Below are 15,006 nucleotides of genomic sequence, written 5' to 3'. Positions count from 1 at the left end.
TGTAAACCCTATCAACATGAGCTGTTTTTTTCACCCGTGCCACCCATGACCGGGCCGTCCGACATAACCGATTACGTGCGTCCGCGCTTTGACCTGCCCAAGCCTCTGGTTCTGGTGGGCTTGATGGGCGTGGGTAAAACCACGGTCGGGCGGCGTCTGGCCGACCATTTTAGCCTGCCCTTTCGCGATGCCGATGAGGAAATCGAAAAGGCCGCGGGCCAGTCCATCGCCAATATTTTCTCAAGTCTGGGCGAGGCCAATTTCCGTGACGGCGAACACCGCGTCATCCTGCGCCTGATCGAAGAAGGCCCGCAGGTACTGGCAACCGGCGGCGGGGCGTTTATGCACGCCCAGACCCGCGCCAGTTTGAAAGACAAGGCGATCGTCGTCTGGCTCAAGACCGACCTTAAGGTGCTGGCGCGGCGGGTGGCCAATAAACCCCATCGCCCGCTGCTGAAAGACCGCGACCCGATGGACGTCCTGCGTGAGCATGAAATCAACCGCTATCCCTACTATGCTGAGGCCCATCTGACGGTTGAAACCGGCGATCAGTCGCACGCCAAAAGCGTTGATCTGGTGCTGGAAGCGCTCAAAACCTATCTGGATACCCACAAATGACCACCATCCCTGTCGCCGGCGGCGCGTTCACCCCCTATGACGTTCTGGTCGATACCGGTCTGGTCAGCGATGTGGTCAGCCATGTCAGCCCATATCTGAAAAACAAGCGGGTGCTGATTGTGTGTGATGCCAATGTCGATGCGCTCCATGCCGATGGCGTCGTCGCCCAATTTGAAGCGGCGGGTTTCAAGACCTTTAAAACCGTCGTGCCCGCCGGTGAGCAAACCAAGTCCTGGGAAGGGCTTGAGACTGTCACTGATGCGTTTGTTGACGCAGGTCTTGATCGTAAGGACGTGGTGATTGCCCTGGGTGGCGGGGTTATTGGTGACCTGACCGGCTTTGCGGCCAGCATCTATATGCGCGGCATCGATTTTATCCAGATCCCCACGACCGTGCTGGCGCAGGTTGATTCCAGCGTCGGCGGCAAGACGGCCATCGACCATCCGCGCGGTAAGAACCTGATCGGCGCGTTCCATCAGCCGCGCAAAGTCCTGTGCGATCTGGATGTGCTGTCGACCCTGCCCGCACGGGAGATCAAGTGCGGTTATGCCGAAGTCATCAAATACGGCCTGCTGGGCGACAAGGTCTTCTTTGAATGGCTTGAGATCAATGATCAGAAGGTGCTGTCGCTTGATACTGACGCGATAAAATATGCCGTCGCCCGCTCGGTCGAGATGAAGGCCGAGATCGTCGCCGCCGATGAGCGCGAAGGCGGCAAACGCGCCCTGCTCAACCTCGGCCACACCTTCGGCCATGCGCTGGAGGCCGAGGTCGGCTTTGGTGATACCCTGCTGCACGGTGAAGCGGTCGCTATCGGCATGGCGATGGCGTTCCGTTATTCCGCCCGCGCCGGTTTGTGTTCAAAAGCTGATGCTGATCGGGCCGTAGCCGCCATCGCGCAGTCCGGCCTGCCGACCACGATTGCTGAAATCCGCAACGCACCGTTTGATGCGGATCGCCTGATCGAGCACATGGGCCACGATAAGAAGGCCGAAGGCGGCAAACTGGTGTTCGTACTGGCCCGCGCCATCGGTGAGGCCTTCGTGGCCAAGGATGTGCCCGCCGCCGATATCTATGATTTTCTGCTGACGGAGGGCGCACTGGCCCGCCTAGACGCATGATCACCACCCTGCTCGTCCTCGCACCGATTTTGGTCGGATTATTGTTTGTCTCCGCATTGTTCTCAGCGGGGGAAACCTCAATGACGGCCGCCTCACGCGGGCGGATGCACCAGCTTGAGCGCGACGGCGATAAGGCGGCCAAACGGGTCAACCGCCTGCTGACCGATCAGGAAAAGATGATCGGCGCCATATTGCTGGGCAATAACCTGATCAATATTGGGGCTTCGGCGCTAACGACCTCGGTTCTGGCGGCCATGTTCCCTGGTGCTATGGGCATTGCCATCTCCACCGGCGTCATGACCGTACTTATTCTGGTGTTCGGGGAAGTCCTGCCCAAGACCCTGGCGATCACCAAGCCCGATGATGTGGCGCGCGGTATGTCGCGGATGGTTTTGTGGGCCGTCTATATCTTCGGTCCCGTCGTGCAGGCCGTGCAGTGGTTTGTGCGCAAAACCCTGAAATTGTTCGGCGTCAACATGTCGATGGAAACCGACGTTCTGGCCGCCCATCAGGAAATTCGCGGGGCCATCGAATATCACCACGACGAAGGCTCAGTCGAAAAGCGCGACCGCAATATGTTCCGCGGCGTGCTGGATCTGTCTGAGCTGGATGTCAGTCAGATCATGGTTCATCGCAAGCAGATATTCATGATTGACGCGGATCTTGGCATTGAGCGCATCATCGATGAGGCGCTCAAAATCGGCCATACCCGCATCCCGCTCTACCGCGATAATCAGGAAAACATTGTCGGCGTCCTCCATGCCCGTGACCTGTTCGCCGCCATCACCAAGGCCAGAGGCGATGTCTTAAGCCTCGATATCGACGCCATCACCCGTGAGCCGTGGTTCATCCCCGACACCACCAACCTCAAAAGCCAGTTGAACGCGTTTCTAAAACAAAAGCAGCACTTTGCGCTGGTGGTCGATGAATATGGCGCACTGCAGGGCATGGTGACGCTGGAGGACATACTGGAGGAAATCGTCGGTGATATCGAAGATGAGCACGACACCGCCCAGACCGGCATCCGTAAGCAGGCTGATGGGTCGCTTATTGTTGATGGTGATGTACCTATCCGCGACCTGAACCGCTTTATGGACTGGGATTTGCCCGATGATGATGCGGTTACGATTGCTGGCCTTGTGATCTATGAGGCCCGTACTATCCCTCAACCCGGTCAGACCTTCATCTTTTTTGACCGCAAGTTCCAGATTCTGCGCCGCCAGCGTAATCAGATCACCGCGCTGAAAATCACCCCGATCGTGATTGAAGACTAATATACCTCCCTGAACGTCTTGCGTTCGGGGAGGGGGACCGCGACCGTTTACGGTCGGGGTGGTGGGGTTTCTTAACTGTGGCCCGTCGGTTAAGTTCAAACTATGGACAACGCCCCTAAACCAAAAACGGCTCTGGCCCGTAAGTTTCGCAAGTCGTTAACAGTGCCCGAATATTTATTATGGCAGCGTTTGAAAGAGCGGCACGATACACTAACCTTTCGTCGGCAGCATCCGCTAGGGCCGTACATCCTTGATTTTTACTGTCCCAAAGCCAAGCTTGCCATCGAAGTTGATGGTCATGAGCATGGTTTAGCCGGTCATCATGAGCGTGACCTCATTCGCGACAAATGGTTTGCTGAAAAGGGCATTGAAACCTATCGCGTACCTGCCGCGGAGGTGTTTAGAAACGTAGATACCGTCGCAGATGGCATCAGACTTAAAGCGCTTGAGCGGCTTCAATTTAGAAAAGACACCCCACCACCCCGACCGTAAACGGTCGCGGTCCCCCTCCCCAAAATCAGAGATTTCAGGGAGGTATAGTTTACGCCCTAAACTGCGCGGTCATCGTCTGCCCTTGGCGAACTATGCTGATTTTCCATGACGCCGGACGGGTGCTCAGAATCTGCTCTAACTGCGCCGCCGACGTAATCGGCGTGCCGTTGACATCCTTGATGATATCACCGGGGCGGAAACCGGCGCGGGCCGCATAGGCGCGGTTCGATTCAATACCGTACACCAGCACCCCGCGCGGGGCGGCAAAGATATCAATGCCCGCTTCTTCGGCCACGGCGGGCGACATATTGACAACCTTGGCCCCCAGCAGTGGCGTGTTGGCCTTGATCAGGCGCTCATCCTTGGCCGGTGTGGCGATGGGCGGTTGCACCTTGACCTTGACCGATTGCGGCTTACCGTCACGGATAATGCCCAGTTGCGCCGTCTCACCGGGGTTGCGCACACTCATCCGATAGGCGATGGCGCGGGCATCATTGACCGGCTGGCCATCGACGGTCGTGATGACATCGCCGGTGCGCAAGCCCGCCTGATCGGCGGGGCTGCCCTTATAGATATCGCTGACCAGCACCCCTTCGGGGCGCGGAAGGTTCATGGAACGGGCAATGTCTGAGGTTACCGCATCGCCCTTGGCCCCCAGCCACGGCCGCACCAGCGTGGACTTACCGCCGAGTGCCGTATCGACTACCCGGCGCACCATAGCCGAAGGGATGGCAAACCCAACCCCCGCCGAAGAGCCTGAGCGTGACAGGATAAAGCTGTTGATGCCGATCAGGTCGCCGTCCATATCGACTAACGCCCCGCCGGAATTGCCGGGGTTAATCGCGGCATCGGTTTGAATGAACGCCCCCTCGCCCGGCCCGACATCGGTGCGGTCAAGGGCCGAGATAATGCCGTTGGTCACCGTCTGGCCGACCCCAAACGGGTTACCGATCGCCAGCACCAGATCACCAACCTCCAGGTCGCGCCCGTCATCCAGATTAAGCGTGGTGAACTTTTCGCCGTTGGTCTCAAGCTGAAGCACAGCCAGATCGGTGCGTTCATCGGCCAGCAGCAGCTTGGCCGGAAATTCACGCCGGTCATTGAGCACGACCATGAATTCCTGCCCGCCCTGAACGACGTGGTTGTTGGTCACCACCACGCCGTCCCCGCGCACGATCACGCCGGAGCCCAGGGACTGCTCGACCTGCGGACGCGGATTGACGCCGCCGAACATCTGCCAGAATGGATCGACCTGGCGGCGGGAGACGCGCTTGGCGTAGACATTGACGACCGCCGGCGCCGTATCGCGCACGACCGGTGCAAAGGACGACTTCATGCCGATGGCGCTGTCGGGTACTTTACGGTTAGGTGTGCCGAGCGGCTGCTGATGAAACCCCGAACCCTCGTAATTATCCTGCGGTTCGGTCTGGCCGGAGCAGGCGCTCATCAAACCGGCCATAGTCAGGGCGATAATGGAGGCAGCTTTGCGCAAGGATGTCGTCATGGGTTGGGTCAGGCTCACAAAAGGAATAGTCATCCAATTATGTAGAGGTCTTTGCGGCGCTATCAAGGCCGGATAGCGCCTGAAAAAGGCCGGATCTCAGTCTTTCAAGGCTGGCCGAAACACCTTGGCCGTGCCGTCATAGGGTTCAGGCTTAAGGTCAAGCAGTTCCATGATCAAACCGTAGACATCGACATTATCAAAAGTATTCAGACGCACGCCGGATTTAAAGGCCGGACCGCTGGCGATAAAGGTCGCCTGCATGTGCGGATCGTAGGGGTCATAGCCGTGACTACCGCCCTCTGGTTTGGGCATCCAGTTATCGCGGGAGGGGGCCACGATATAGCCCCCGACATCGGCCATGCAGACAATCTTGCGCACGCGGATGTGTTTACCGAAATGGTAGCGGGCCGGTATTTTCTCGCGCGGCCAGCATGTCATATGCGCTGGCTTATGGCGGATCAGAATGTCATTGACTTGCGCCTCATGACCCGGCTTCGGATCAAGCATCACCACCTGCCCGCCCGCCACCAGATCATAACTGCCTTCGGGTAAAAGGTCGGCGATGCGGACAAAGGTTTCAGGCTGGTGCTTAGCCATGCCGTGATCGGAGACAATGACGATATTGGCGGTGATGCCTCTCGATTTCAGCCCGTCAATAAGTTGCCCGACCGACTGATCGACATCAGCCAGAGCGGCATTAACTTCGGGGCTGTCGGGGCCATAATCATGGCCCTCATGATCGACGCTCGAATAATAAAGGCTAATCGCATCAGGCCGTTCAGCGACCGGCATATCCAGCCAGTTGAGCACCTGTGCCACGCGCGCCGGGTGCGGCATCTCCTCATCATAGGTCATCCAGTATGTCGGGCGCACGCCGCGGATATCGGCCTCAGAACCCGGCCAGAACATAGCCGCGACCTTAAGCCCCTTCGCCTGCGCCGTGATCCAGAACGGTTTGCCATCATCCCACCAGAAGCGATCAATGACCGCCTCACGGTTGGCCAGCCTGAAACGCTCATCAGGGCGGCGCGGATCACGCATGGTATTGCCGATAATGCCATGATGATCAGGCCGCAGACCCGTGACCAGCGTATAGTGATTGGGGAAGGTCAGGCTGGGGAAACTGGGACGCATGGCGGCGCGCGCGCCACTGTCGGCTAAGGCTTTGAGATTGGGGGTTATGCCGCGATCCAGATAGTCGGCCCGGAAGCCATCAATGGAAATCAGTATCAGCGGGGCTGGTTTTTCACTTGTCGGTCTTTCATTGGTCGCTTCAACGGTTGCCACAGGCGCCTGCGGTTTGGAGACGCACGCCCCCAGGCCCATCATGATCAGGGCGATGGCCCCCAAAATCTGTTTACGCATAAAGCACCCGGCTTAACCCAACGATCACAACAGACTACATAAAAGATACGTCAGAGCGGTGACAAGGGGCAGACGGCAGCGGGCCGCAAAAAAGCCCCCGCGACTGCGGAGGCTTTTGATATGTTTATGCTGTTCGTTTTAGTCGCAGGTGCGGATGCGATCCAGAACGTCCATATCGGACGCGTCGCTGAACGCGGGTTCATCATGCCCGAAAAGGGTCTCACTCAGCAGCGCTTCCGAAAGGATCGGTGCGCCTGTAGCAGGGGTGTACGCATGGCTTTGTACGTCATTGGACATAGCAACCTCCTGAATATGGGTGATGTAAGGTAGAAGACCTGACCCCGTGGTCTTAATCTTCACCTGAAGCGTAGGGTATAAACCGCGTCAGGGAAAGTCACAGTCCTTATGCGGATGATCACAGACGCGTTAACTAAGCAGTAATAAATAATTATGTGATAAATATCACGCGCCGCACACCGGCGAATGCCTGCCGCATAAGGCATTAGGTATGCCCCCGTCCGATTTTTACGCACCCGCAAACATAAAAAAGGCTCCCCGCCATAACGGGAAGCCTTTTTAGGTAATCTGCATCGGCAGGAGAGGTTTTTAGGCCTCTTCGGTCTCAACCGACAGTACCGGGCCGGAATCCTTGCCCTTTTCGTTTTCGTCACGCTCGACGAATTCGATGATGGCCATAGCGGCGTTGTCGCCGTGGCGGAAGCCAGCCTTCATGATGCGGATGTAGCCGCCGTTGCGGTCTTTGTAACGCGGGCCAAGCACTTCGAACAGCTTGCCGACCTGAGCGACGTCACGAACGCGCGAGATGGCGATACGCCGGTCGTGCAGGGTGCCCGACTTGGCCAGGGTCACCAGCTTTTCGACGAAGGGACGCATTTCCTTGGCCTTCGGCAGGGTGGTGGTGATTTGTTCGTGCTTGATGATCGACGCAGCCATGTTGGCAAACATTGCCGTACGGTGGGCGCTGGTGCGACCGAGTTTGCGGTGGCCTGAACCGTGACGCATAATAAAATCTCCAAAAGACCGGCGGCACGCAGCCTGTCCGACCTCCCAAAAACGAGCCCATGATCTAAAGGCTAAGAAACCCGAATGGCCCCTGCCCGTCATAAGCGTCGACCCAACGTGGGTCGAAATTACCGGGACAAGGTTTTGGTCTTTCCCGATAAGTGAAGCCAAAACTCAGCTTCTATAAAAAGGCAAAGGCGAGACCGAATTCACTTCGGTCTCGCCTTTGTCCATATCTATACACTTAAAAGTACACCGAGCAAAGCGAGGGACTTTTAAGTGAGGTCTCTTATATCTGGTCTTCGAACTTCTTAGCCAGATCCTCGACGTTCTCAGGCGGCCAGTTCGGCACGTCCATGCCCAGGTTAAGGCTCATGGACGACAGAACTTCCTTGATCTCGTTCAGCGACTTACGACCAAAGTTCGGCGTACGGAGCATTTCCGATTCCGTCTTCTGGATCAGGTCACCGATATAGACGATGTTGTCGTTCTTCAGGCAGTTCGCCGAACGGACTGAAAGTTCCAGTTCGTCGACCTTCTTGAGCAGAGCCGGGTTGAACGGCAGCTCAGGCTTACCTTCTTCGACAACGGCAGGCTTAGGTTCTTCAAAGGTGATGAAGATTTGCAGTTGATCCTGAAGGATACGCGCAGCAAAGGCCACGGCATCGATCGGGGTCACAGCGGCGTTGGTTTCAACTTCCATCACCAGCTTATCGTAATCGAGCGACTGACCCTGACGGGTCGGCTCGACGCGGTAAGCAACCTTCTTGACCGGCGAATAAAGCGCATCGACGGCGATCAGGCCAATCGGGGCATCTTCCGGACGCAGACGGTCAGCAGGCACATAGCCCTTGCCGGTCTGAACGGTGAATTCCATGCGTACCGAAGCGCCTTCATCCAGAGTACAGATGACATGGTCAGGGTTAAGCACTTCGATATCGGCCGGGACATCAATCTGACCGGCGGTTACCGGGCCAGCACCAGAGGCGCGAAGCACCATGCGCTTGGGGCCTTCGGCATGCATACGCAGCGCCAGTTGCTTGATGTTGAGGATGATATCCACGACATCTTCACGAACGCCTTCGATAGATGAAAACTCGTGAACGACACCATCGATCTGCACAGCCGTAACAGCCGCACCCTGCAACGAAGACAGGAGAACACGTCTCAAAGCGTTACCGAGAGTTACCCCGAAACCGCGCTCCAGCGGCTCCGCGACCAGACGCATCTTGCGCGTAGAATCCACGCCGGACTCGATCTGGGGCTTCTCGGGACGAATTAGCTGTTGCCAGTTTCTTTCGATCATTGCGTCCCTCAAATTGTGGGAAAGGCCGCCGCTTCGCGATCAAACGAAACGGCGGCTGTTAAATAGAATTAGACGAAATTAAACGCGACGACGCTTCGGCGGACGGCAGCCGTTATGCGGGATCGGGGTGACGTCACGGATCGTGGTGATCGTGAAGCCCACCGCCTGCAGGGCGCGCAGAGCCGATTCACGGCCCGAACCCGGACCGGCAACGCTGACTTCCAGCGTCTTGACGCCATGTTCCATAGCCTTACGGCCTGCGTCTTCGGCGGCAACCTGGGCGGCGTAAGGGGTCGATTTACGCGAACCCTTAAAGCCCATGTGGCCAGCCGACGACCACGAAATCGCATTGCCCTGCGCGTCCGTGATGGTGATCATGGTGTTGTTGAACGAAGCGTTGACATGTGCCACGCCCGAGGTGATGTTTTTACGTTCGCGCTTTTTAACGCGTGTAGGTTCCTTAGCCATTGCTCAGCGGTCCCGATTACTTCTTTTTGCCAGCGATAGGTTTCGCCGGACCTTTGCGCGTACGCGCATTTGTGTGAGTGCGTTGACCACGCACCGGGAGGCCCTTACGGTGACGCAGGCCGCGGTAGCAGGCCAGGTCCATCAGGCGCTTGATGTTCATCGAGACTTCGCGACGCAAATCACCTTCGACCAGATAGTCACGGTCGATGGTTTCACGGATCTGCAGCACTTCGGCGTCAGACAGCGAATTGACACGACGGGCATCTTCAATGCCCACTTTTTCCACGATTTCCTTAGCCTTTTGCGGGCCAATGCCATGGATATATTGGAGCGCGATAAGGACGCGCTTGTTTGTCGGTATATTGACGCCTGCAATACGGGCCACGTCTAATTCTCCTCGGGGCACAACCTTACGGCGCGCCAAAAAACGAAAGGCGACACGTATGCCTTTAAGCGTGCCTGATGTAAAGGCCAGCCCAAAAGAACACGCGTGTTATTTTCGCGGAAGCGACCCCTTATAATAAGGAATCATCATCCGTCAATGGTTTTTTGCCCAAAAGCTTAAGGTTTAACGCCTTAAGCGATCTGGACGGCGAAGTTACAGACTAAGACTTGAGCCCAGAGGTGAAAAAGCTGGGCCAGCATCTTTGGTCTTAATTGTAGAACCGGCTTTGGGGTGAAAATTCAAAACCGGCAATTAAATCTCTCAGGCCTTCTAAGGGAGCCTGAAAGGAAATCTGTTAAGCAAGGGCCGCCTCGATACGGGCGGCGACCTCTTCCATTGAGCCCATGCCCTCAACCTCAGCAAGCTTGCCTTGCGCGGCATAGAAGGGCAAAAGCGGTGCGGTCTCAGCATTATATTTCGCCAGACGCTCTTTATAAACTTGCGGGTTGTCGTCGCTGCGACCCTGCTCGGCAAAGCGCGTCTCGATCCGGTCAATCAGCGCGGCTTCATCGACATTCAGGCGCACGACCTTATCGATCTGGCTGCCACGCTCGGCAAGCATCGCGTCCAGCGCCTCGGCCTGGGCCACAGTGCGCGGAAAGCCATCAAAGATCGCCCCACCGGCAGCTTCGGCCTCTGGCAGGCGCTCACGGATCAGGGCGATGACGATCTCATCGGCCACATAGCCGCCGCTGGCCAGAATATCCTTGACCTTGAGGCCCAGTTCGCTTTCGGCAGCAATAGCGGCCCTCAGCATGTCACCGGTTGACAGTTGCACCATGTTACGTGCCACCACCAGACGCTTGGCCTGAGTGCCCTTACCGGCCGCAGGCGGCCCGAAAAGTATTAGGTTCATCGAGCTCCCCCGCGGAGTCTTGGCGCTCCGCCTTTCATTTTCGATTTTTTGATCAGACCATCATACTGATGGGCCAAAAGATGCGACTGGATCTGGGCAACCGTGTCCATAGTTACCGACACCACGATCAGGATCGACGTACCGCCGAAGTAGAAGCTGTTGCCAAGGCTGGAGATCAACAGTTCCGGCAGCAAACAGACGATGGTGATATAGCCAGCACCAATCACGGTAATGCGCGTCAGAACGAAATCCAGATACTCAGCCGTGCGCTTACCCGGACGGATACCCGGCAGGAAGCCGCCGTATTTACGCAGGTTCTCAGCGGTTTCGTCCGGATTGAACACCAGCGAGGTGTACAGGAAACAGAAGAAGATGATCAGAGCGGCATAGATAGCCATGAACAGCGGCTGGCCATGGGTCAGTTGCGTCGTAAGCGTAGGCAGCCACTGCAACCAGGTCGGCATGGCATCCGGGTTGGAACCTGCAAATTGCAGGATCGTGGTCGGCAGCAGCAACAGCGACGAGGCAAAAATCGGCGGAATAACACCGGCGGTATTGACCTTAAGCGGCATGAACGAGGTATCGCCGCCCATGATACGGTTGCCGACCTGACGCTTAGGGTACTGCACCAGCAGGCGACGCTGGGCGCGCTCCATGAACACGATAAAGACGATGGTGGCAATCAGCACCAGAACGACCAGGAGCAGCACCAGAGGCGCGATCTGTCCTTCTTTGGCGAGCGCCAGAAGCTGGGCTATGGTTGACGGCAGGACGGCGACAATGCCGGTAAAGATGATCATCGAGGAGCCGTTACCGACGCCGCGCGCGGTGATCTGCTCACCCAGCCACATCAGGAACATGGTGCCGCCGGTAAGCGTCGTCACGGTCGCGATAAGGAAGAACGGCCCCGGATTGAGCGCCAGCCCCGATGCCTGCATACCTGCTGCGATCGAGAACGACTGAACAATGGCCAGAACCAGCGTCAGATAGCGGGTATACTGGTTAAGCTGCTTGCGGCCCGCCTCCCCGCCTTCCTTGCGCAGCTTTTCCCACGGGCCGTAGATCGAGCCCATGAGTTGCACAATGATCGACGCGGAAATGTACGGCATGATGTTCAGGGCAAACACGGCCATACGCTCAACGGCACCGCCGGAGAACATGTTGAACATGCCCAAAATACCCTGAGACTGTCCCGAAAAGGCGCGGTCAAACGCGGCCATATCAATGCCGGGAACGGGCACATAGGTCCCCAGACGGCAGATAATCAGCGCACCCAGCGTAAAAAGAAGACGCTTATGAAGTTCGGTTGCCTTCGCAAAGGCGCCGAAATTCATATTCGCAGCAAGTTGTTCAGCAGCCGATGCCATCAAGTACCCTTAAAAATCAGAAAGTCCCCAAAAGAATCTGATGACACAGACTCACGACCTTCAGGCAGATATAGGCGGACAAAACCGAAAGGCCAAGAGGCAGCACGCACCAAAGCGCCCGCCCCTCAGCCCAAGGGCTTATATCACCCGTGGATAACTTACGCCGCTGGCTTCTTAGCCGGACGCTTTTGGGTCACGGTGCCACCGGCAGCCTCAACGGCCTTCACAGCCCCTGCGGTCGCTGAATAGACGTTGAGGGTAACCTTGGACTTCAGCTCGCCTTCGCCCAGCAGACGCACGCCGTCAAGCTCACGACGAATAACGCCCGCAGCCTTAAGCACAGCGCCCGTGATCTCAGCCTTGGCATCGATCTTACCGGCGTCGATGGCGTCTTGCAGGCGCCACAGGTTGACTTCAGCGAATTTCAGAGCGAACGGGTTGTTGAAACCGCGCTTAGGCATACGCATGTACAGCGGCATTTGACCGCCTTCAAAGCCCAGCAGCGAGACGCCCGAACGGGACTTCTGGCCCTTCACACCGCGACCGGCGGTCTTGCCCTTGCCGGAGCCAGGGCCGCGGCCTACGCGCATACGGCCCTTGGTCGAGCCTTCGTTATCGCGGATTTCGTTCAATTTTGTCATTGTATGCCTCATATCTGAATGCGCCCGCAAGGTGCGGACTCGGCGTTGATGGAGTGAAGCCTGATGTTTCAGGCTTCTATAAATAGCAAAATGCCCGGAGTTTCCTCCGGGCATTTGTTTAGTCTACGATTTCGATCAGGTGAGCCACCTTGGCGATCATGCCGCGAACCGAAGGCGTATCTTCCAGAGTGGAGACACGGCCCATCTTGTTCAGGCCCAGACCGGCGAGCGTTGCGCGCTGATCTTTGGTACGGCGGATGGGCGAACCCGTCTGCTTGACTGTGACTTGTGCCATGATGATTAGCCCTCGATCGCTTCAGGCGACGAAGCGCCGTCGTTACGGCGCGTCAGGATGTCGCCAACCTTTTTGCCGCGCTTGGAGGCGATCTGACGGGGCGAAGACTGCACCTTCAGCGCTTCAAACGTGGCGCGCACCATGTTGTAAGGGTTCGAAGACCCAAGCGACTTGCCGACCACGTCGGAAACGCCCAGGGTTTCAAGCACCGCACGCATCGGACCACCTGCGATCACGCCAGTGCCCGGAGGGGCCGCGCGAAGCTGGATCTTACCGGCGCCCCAACGGCCGTAGCCATCGTGGTGCAGAGTGCGGGATTCACGAAGCGGCACGCGAACGAGCGACTTCTTGGCTTCTTCGGTAGCCTTGCGGATAGCTTCCGGCACTTCACGGGCCTTACCGTGACCGTAGCCAACGCGGCCTTTTTGGTCACCAACGACCATCAGAGCGGCGAACGAGAAACGACGACCACCCTTAACAGTAGCGGCGACGCGGTTGATGGCGACGAGCTTTTCTACGAATTCCGAAGGTTCTTCGGTGCGATCGCGACGCTCATTGCGGTTTTCGCTAGGACGAGCCATGAACGTACCCCTTAGAAGTTGAGACCGGCTTCACGCGCGGCATCTGCCAACGCCTTCACCCGGCCATGATAAATGTAACCACCACGATCAAAGACAACGTCTTTGATACCGGCTTCGATGGCACGCTGGGCAACCAGCTTACCAACTTCGGTGGCGGCGGAGGCGTCCGAACCACGCTTAGTCGACGCTTCGAGGGACGAGGCCGCAACTACGGTCACGCCCTTCAGATCGTCGATGATCTGAGCGTAGATGTTTTTATCCGAACGGAACACCGACAAACGCGGGCGGCCGTTGGAGAGCTTCTTGAGGCGCGTACGATTACGTTGCGCGCGACGAGCCAATTGTTCACGAGGAGACAGAGCCATGACTTACTTCTTCTTGCCTTCCTTGCGGCGAACCTTTTCGCCGGCATAACGAACACCCTTAGCCTTATAGGGCTCAGGCGGACGAATTTTGCGGATCTTGGCGGCCAGTTCACCGACGACTTGCTTGTCGATTCCCTGGATCTTGATTTCGGTTTGCTTAGGCACCACGAAGGTGACGCCGGTGGGCGCCGGGACCTCGACCGGGTGCGAGAAACCGAGCTGCAGCTCAAGCGAGGTGCCCTTCATGGCGGCGCGGTAACCCACGCCGACCAGTTCAAGGTTCTGCTCGAAGCCGTCAGTCACGCCCTTCACCATATTGGCGATCAGGGTGCGGCTGAGGCCCCACATAGATTTGTGACGCTTAGTATCGCCACGCGGAGCAACGGTGATTTCGTCGCCCTCATACTTGACTTCGATTTCTTCAACGACGGTCCAGGCCAGTTGCCCCTTGGGGCCCTTGACCTGAATGTCCTGCCCGTTGAGCGTGATGGTCACGCCCTTCGTAACAGCAATAGCTTTTTTACCAATCCGAGACATGGTCTTAATTTCCTATCAGCCGGTCTTAGTAGACGCGGCAGAGGACTTCGCCGCCGACGTTATTGTCGCGGGCTGCGTTGTCAGACATGACGCCCTTGGGCGTGGACAGGATCGAGATACCGAGGCCGTTCTTGATAGGCTTCAGATCTTTGATCGACGAATAGACGCGACGGCCTGGCTTTGACACGCGGGCGATTTCCGCGATGACCGGCTCACCGTCGAAGTACTTCAGTTCAATCTGGAACTGAGGAAACTCGCCGGGAACTTCCAGAAGCTCATAGCCGCGGATATAGCCCTCGTCCTTAAGGACATCGAGCACGCGACCGCGCAGCTTGGAGGCCGGGGTCAGAACGCTGGAACGCTTACGCATGGCCGCATTCTTGATACGAGCGATCATGTCGCTCAGAGGATCGTTAACGAACATATTTCAATCCTCCCTTACCAGCTTGACTTGGTCAGACCGGGGACTTGTCCCTGGTTGCCAAGCTCACGCAAAGCGATACGGCTCATCTTAAGCTTACGATAGAAAGCTCTCGGACGACCGGTGATTTCGCAGCGGTTACGGATGCGGTTGGGCGCTGAGTTGCGAGGCAACTTGGCCAGTTTCAGACGGGCATCGAAGCGTTCTTCCAGCGGAAGAGACTCATCGACAGCGATCGCTTTGAGGGCTTCGCGCTTAGAGGCATATTGAGCCACCAGCTTCTTGACCATCTCGTTGCGGTTAATTGCGCTTTTCTTTGCCATGATA

At 57.2% G+C, this 15,006-nt stretch carries 20 protein-coding genes; 4 read left to right on the top strand and 16 right to left on the bottom strand.

All coding sequences use genetic code 11. The features are described from left to right. Nucleotides 1–45 precede the first annotated feature (45 nt). The 4 genes from IE102_RS15255 (at nt 46) to IE102_RS15240 (ending at nt 3,505) form a co-directional block, all read left to right on the top strand. Entirely contained in the window at nt 46–618 is a 573-nt protein-coding gene (locus tag IE102_RS15255; protein ID WP_189488261.1) for a shikimate kinase, read from the top strand. After that, entirely contained in the window at nt 615–1,739 is a 1,125-nt protein-coding gene (aroB, locus tag IE102_RS15250) for a 3-dehydroquinate synthase (protein ID WP_189488260.1), read from the top strand. The genes IE102_RS15255 and aroB overlap by 4 nt, the downstream gene beginning before the upstream one ends. Continuing rightward, nucleotides 1,736–3,013, top strand: a complete 1,278-nt coding sequence (locus IE102_RS15245; RefSeq protein ID WP_189488258.1) for an HlyC/CorC family transporter — start codon at nt 1,736–1,738, stop codon at nt 3,011–3,013. Before aroB ends, IE102_RS15245 begins: the two co-directional genes overlap by 4 nt. A 102-nt stretch (nt 3,014–3,115) precedes the next feature. Then, nucleotides 3,116–3,505, top strand: a complete 390-nt coding sequence (locus tag IE102_RS15240) for an endonuclease domain-containing protein (protein ID WP_189488256.1) — start codon at nt 3,116–3,118, stop codon at nt 3,503–3,505. Nucleotides 3,506–3,554: 49 nt separating this feature from the next. Here the strand turns inward: IE102_RS15240 and IE102_RS15235 are convergent, their stop codons facing one another. From IE102_RS15235 to rpsN, 16 genes are all read right to left on the bottom strand, one after another. After that, nucleotides 3,555–5,009: a Do family serine endopeptidase gene (locus IE102_RS15235; RefSeq protein WP_189488254.1), complete on the bottom strand. Its 1,455-nt coding sequence runs from the start codon at nt 5,007–5,009 to the stop codon at nt 3,555–3,557. Nucleotides 5,010–5,105: 96 nt separating this feature from the next. Further along, the gene (locus IE102_RS15230; protein ID WP_189488252.1) at nt 5,106–6,374 is read right to left on the bottom strand and encodes an alkaline phosphatase family protein; all 1,269 of its coding nucleotides are present in this window, start codon (nt 6,372–6,374) and stop codon (nt 5,106–5,108) included. Between the two features lie 138 nt (nt 6,375–6,512). Next, nucleotides 6,513–6,671, bottom strand: a complete 159-nt coding sequence (locus tag IE102_RS15225) for a hypothetical protein (protein WP_189488250.1) — start codon at nt 6,669–6,671, stop codon at nt 6,513–6,515. A 309-nt stretch (nt 6,672–6,980) separates the two neighbouring features. Next, on the bottom strand, nt 6,981–7,397 hold the full coding sequence (gene rplQ / locus IE102_RS15220; RefSeq protein WP_189488248.1) for a 50S ribosomal protein L17: 417 nt from the start codon (nt 7,395–7,397) through the stop codon (nt 6,981–6,983). 289 nt (nt 7,398–7,686) lie between these two features. After that, nucleotides 7,687–8,703, bottom strand: coding sequence for a DNA-directed RNA polymerase subunit alpha (locus IE102_RS15215; RefSeq protein ID WP_189488246.1), 1,017 nt, complete (start codon nt 8,701–8,703; stop codon nt 7,687–7,689). A 78-nt stretch (nt 8,704–8,781) separates the two neighbouring features. Then, nucleotides 8,782–9,171: a 30S ribosomal protein S11 gene (gene rpsK, locus IE102_RS15210; protein ID WP_189488244.1), complete on the bottom strand. Its 390-nt coding sequence runs from the start codon at nt 9,169–9,171 to the stop codon at nt 8,782–8,784. A gap of 16 nt (nt 9,172–9,187) precedes the next feature. Then, nucleotides 9,188–9,556 (bottom strand): 30S ribosomal protein S13, encoded by a 369-nt coding sequence (rpsM, locus tag IE102_RS15205; RefSeq protein WP_189488242.1) that lies wholly within the window; start codon nt 9,554–9,556, stop codon nt 9,188–9,190. 355 nt (nt 9,557–9,911) lie between these two features. Next, a complete protein-coding gene (locus IE102_RS15200; protein ID WP_189488240.1) occupies nt 9,912–10,472 on the bottom strand; it encodes an adenylate kinase in 561 nt (186 codons plus the stop codon). Next, nucleotides 10,469–11,839 (bottom strand): preprotein translocase subunit SecY, encoded by a 1,371-nt coding sequence (gene secY / locus IE102_RS15195; protein WP_189488237.1) that lies wholly within the window; start codon nt 11,837–11,839, stop codon nt 10,469–10,471. Before secY ends, IE102_RS15200 begins: the two co-directional genes overlap by 4 nt. A 158-nt stretch (nt 11,840–11,997) precedes the next feature. Then, nucleotides 11,998–12,480, bottom strand: a complete 483-nt coding sequence (rplO, locus tag IE102_RS15190; RefSeq protein ID WP_189488235.1) for a 50S ribosomal protein L15 — start codon at nt 12,478–12,480, stop codon at nt 11,998–12,000. A 118-nt stretch (nt 12,481–12,598) separates the two neighbouring features. Next, nucleotides 12,599–12,775 carry a 50S ribosomal protein L30 gene (gene rpmD, locus IE102_RS15185; RefSeq protein WP_189488233.1) on the bottom strand — a complete coding sequence of 59 codons (177 nt, stop codon included), beginning with the start codon at nt 12,773–12,775 and terminating at the stop codon, nt 12,599–12,601. Nucleotides 12,776–12,780: 5 nt separating this feature from the next. After that, entirely contained in the window at nt 12,781–13,356 is a 576-nt protein-coding gene (rpsE, locus tag IE102_RS15180) for a 30S ribosomal protein S5 (RefSeq protein WP_189488231.1), read from the bottom strand. A gap of 11 nt (nt 13,357–13,367) precedes the next feature. After that, nucleotides 13,368–13,721, bottom strand: a complete 354-nt coding sequence (gene rplR, locus IE102_RS15175) for a 50S ribosomal protein L18 (RefSeq protein ID WP_189488229.1) — start codon at nt 13,719–13,721, stop codon at nt 13,368–13,370. Nucleotides 13,722–13,724: 3 nt separating this feature from the next. Beyond that, nucleotides 13,725–14,258: a 50S ribosomal protein L6 gene (rplF, locus tag IE102_RS15170; protein WP_189488227.1), complete on the bottom strand. Its 534-nt coding sequence runs from the start codon at nt 14,256–14,258 to the stop codon at nt 13,725–13,727. Between the two features lie 25 nt (nt 14,259–14,283). Next, entirely contained in the window at nt 14,284–14,682 is a 399-nt protein-coding gene (rpsH, locus tag IE102_RS15165; protein WP_189488225.1) for a 30S ribosomal protein S8, read from the bottom strand. Between the two features lie 14 nt (nt 14,683–14,696). After that, nucleotides 14,697–15,002, bottom strand: coding sequence for a 30S ribosomal protein S14 (gene rpsN, locus IE102_RS15160; protein ID WP_189488224.1), 306 nt, complete (start codon nt 15,000–15,002; stop codon nt 14,697–14,699). Nucleotides 15,003–15,006: the final 4 nt, after the last annotated feature.

The organism is Asticcacaulis endophyticus, from assembly GCF_014652575.1.
Lineage (GTDB): Bacteria > Pseudomonadota > Alphaproteobacteria > Caulobacterales > Caulobacteraceae > Asticcacaulis > Asticcacaulis endophyticus.
Note: the sequence above shows the minus strand (reverse complement) of the source record. Positions and strands in the feature narration are given on the sequence as shown.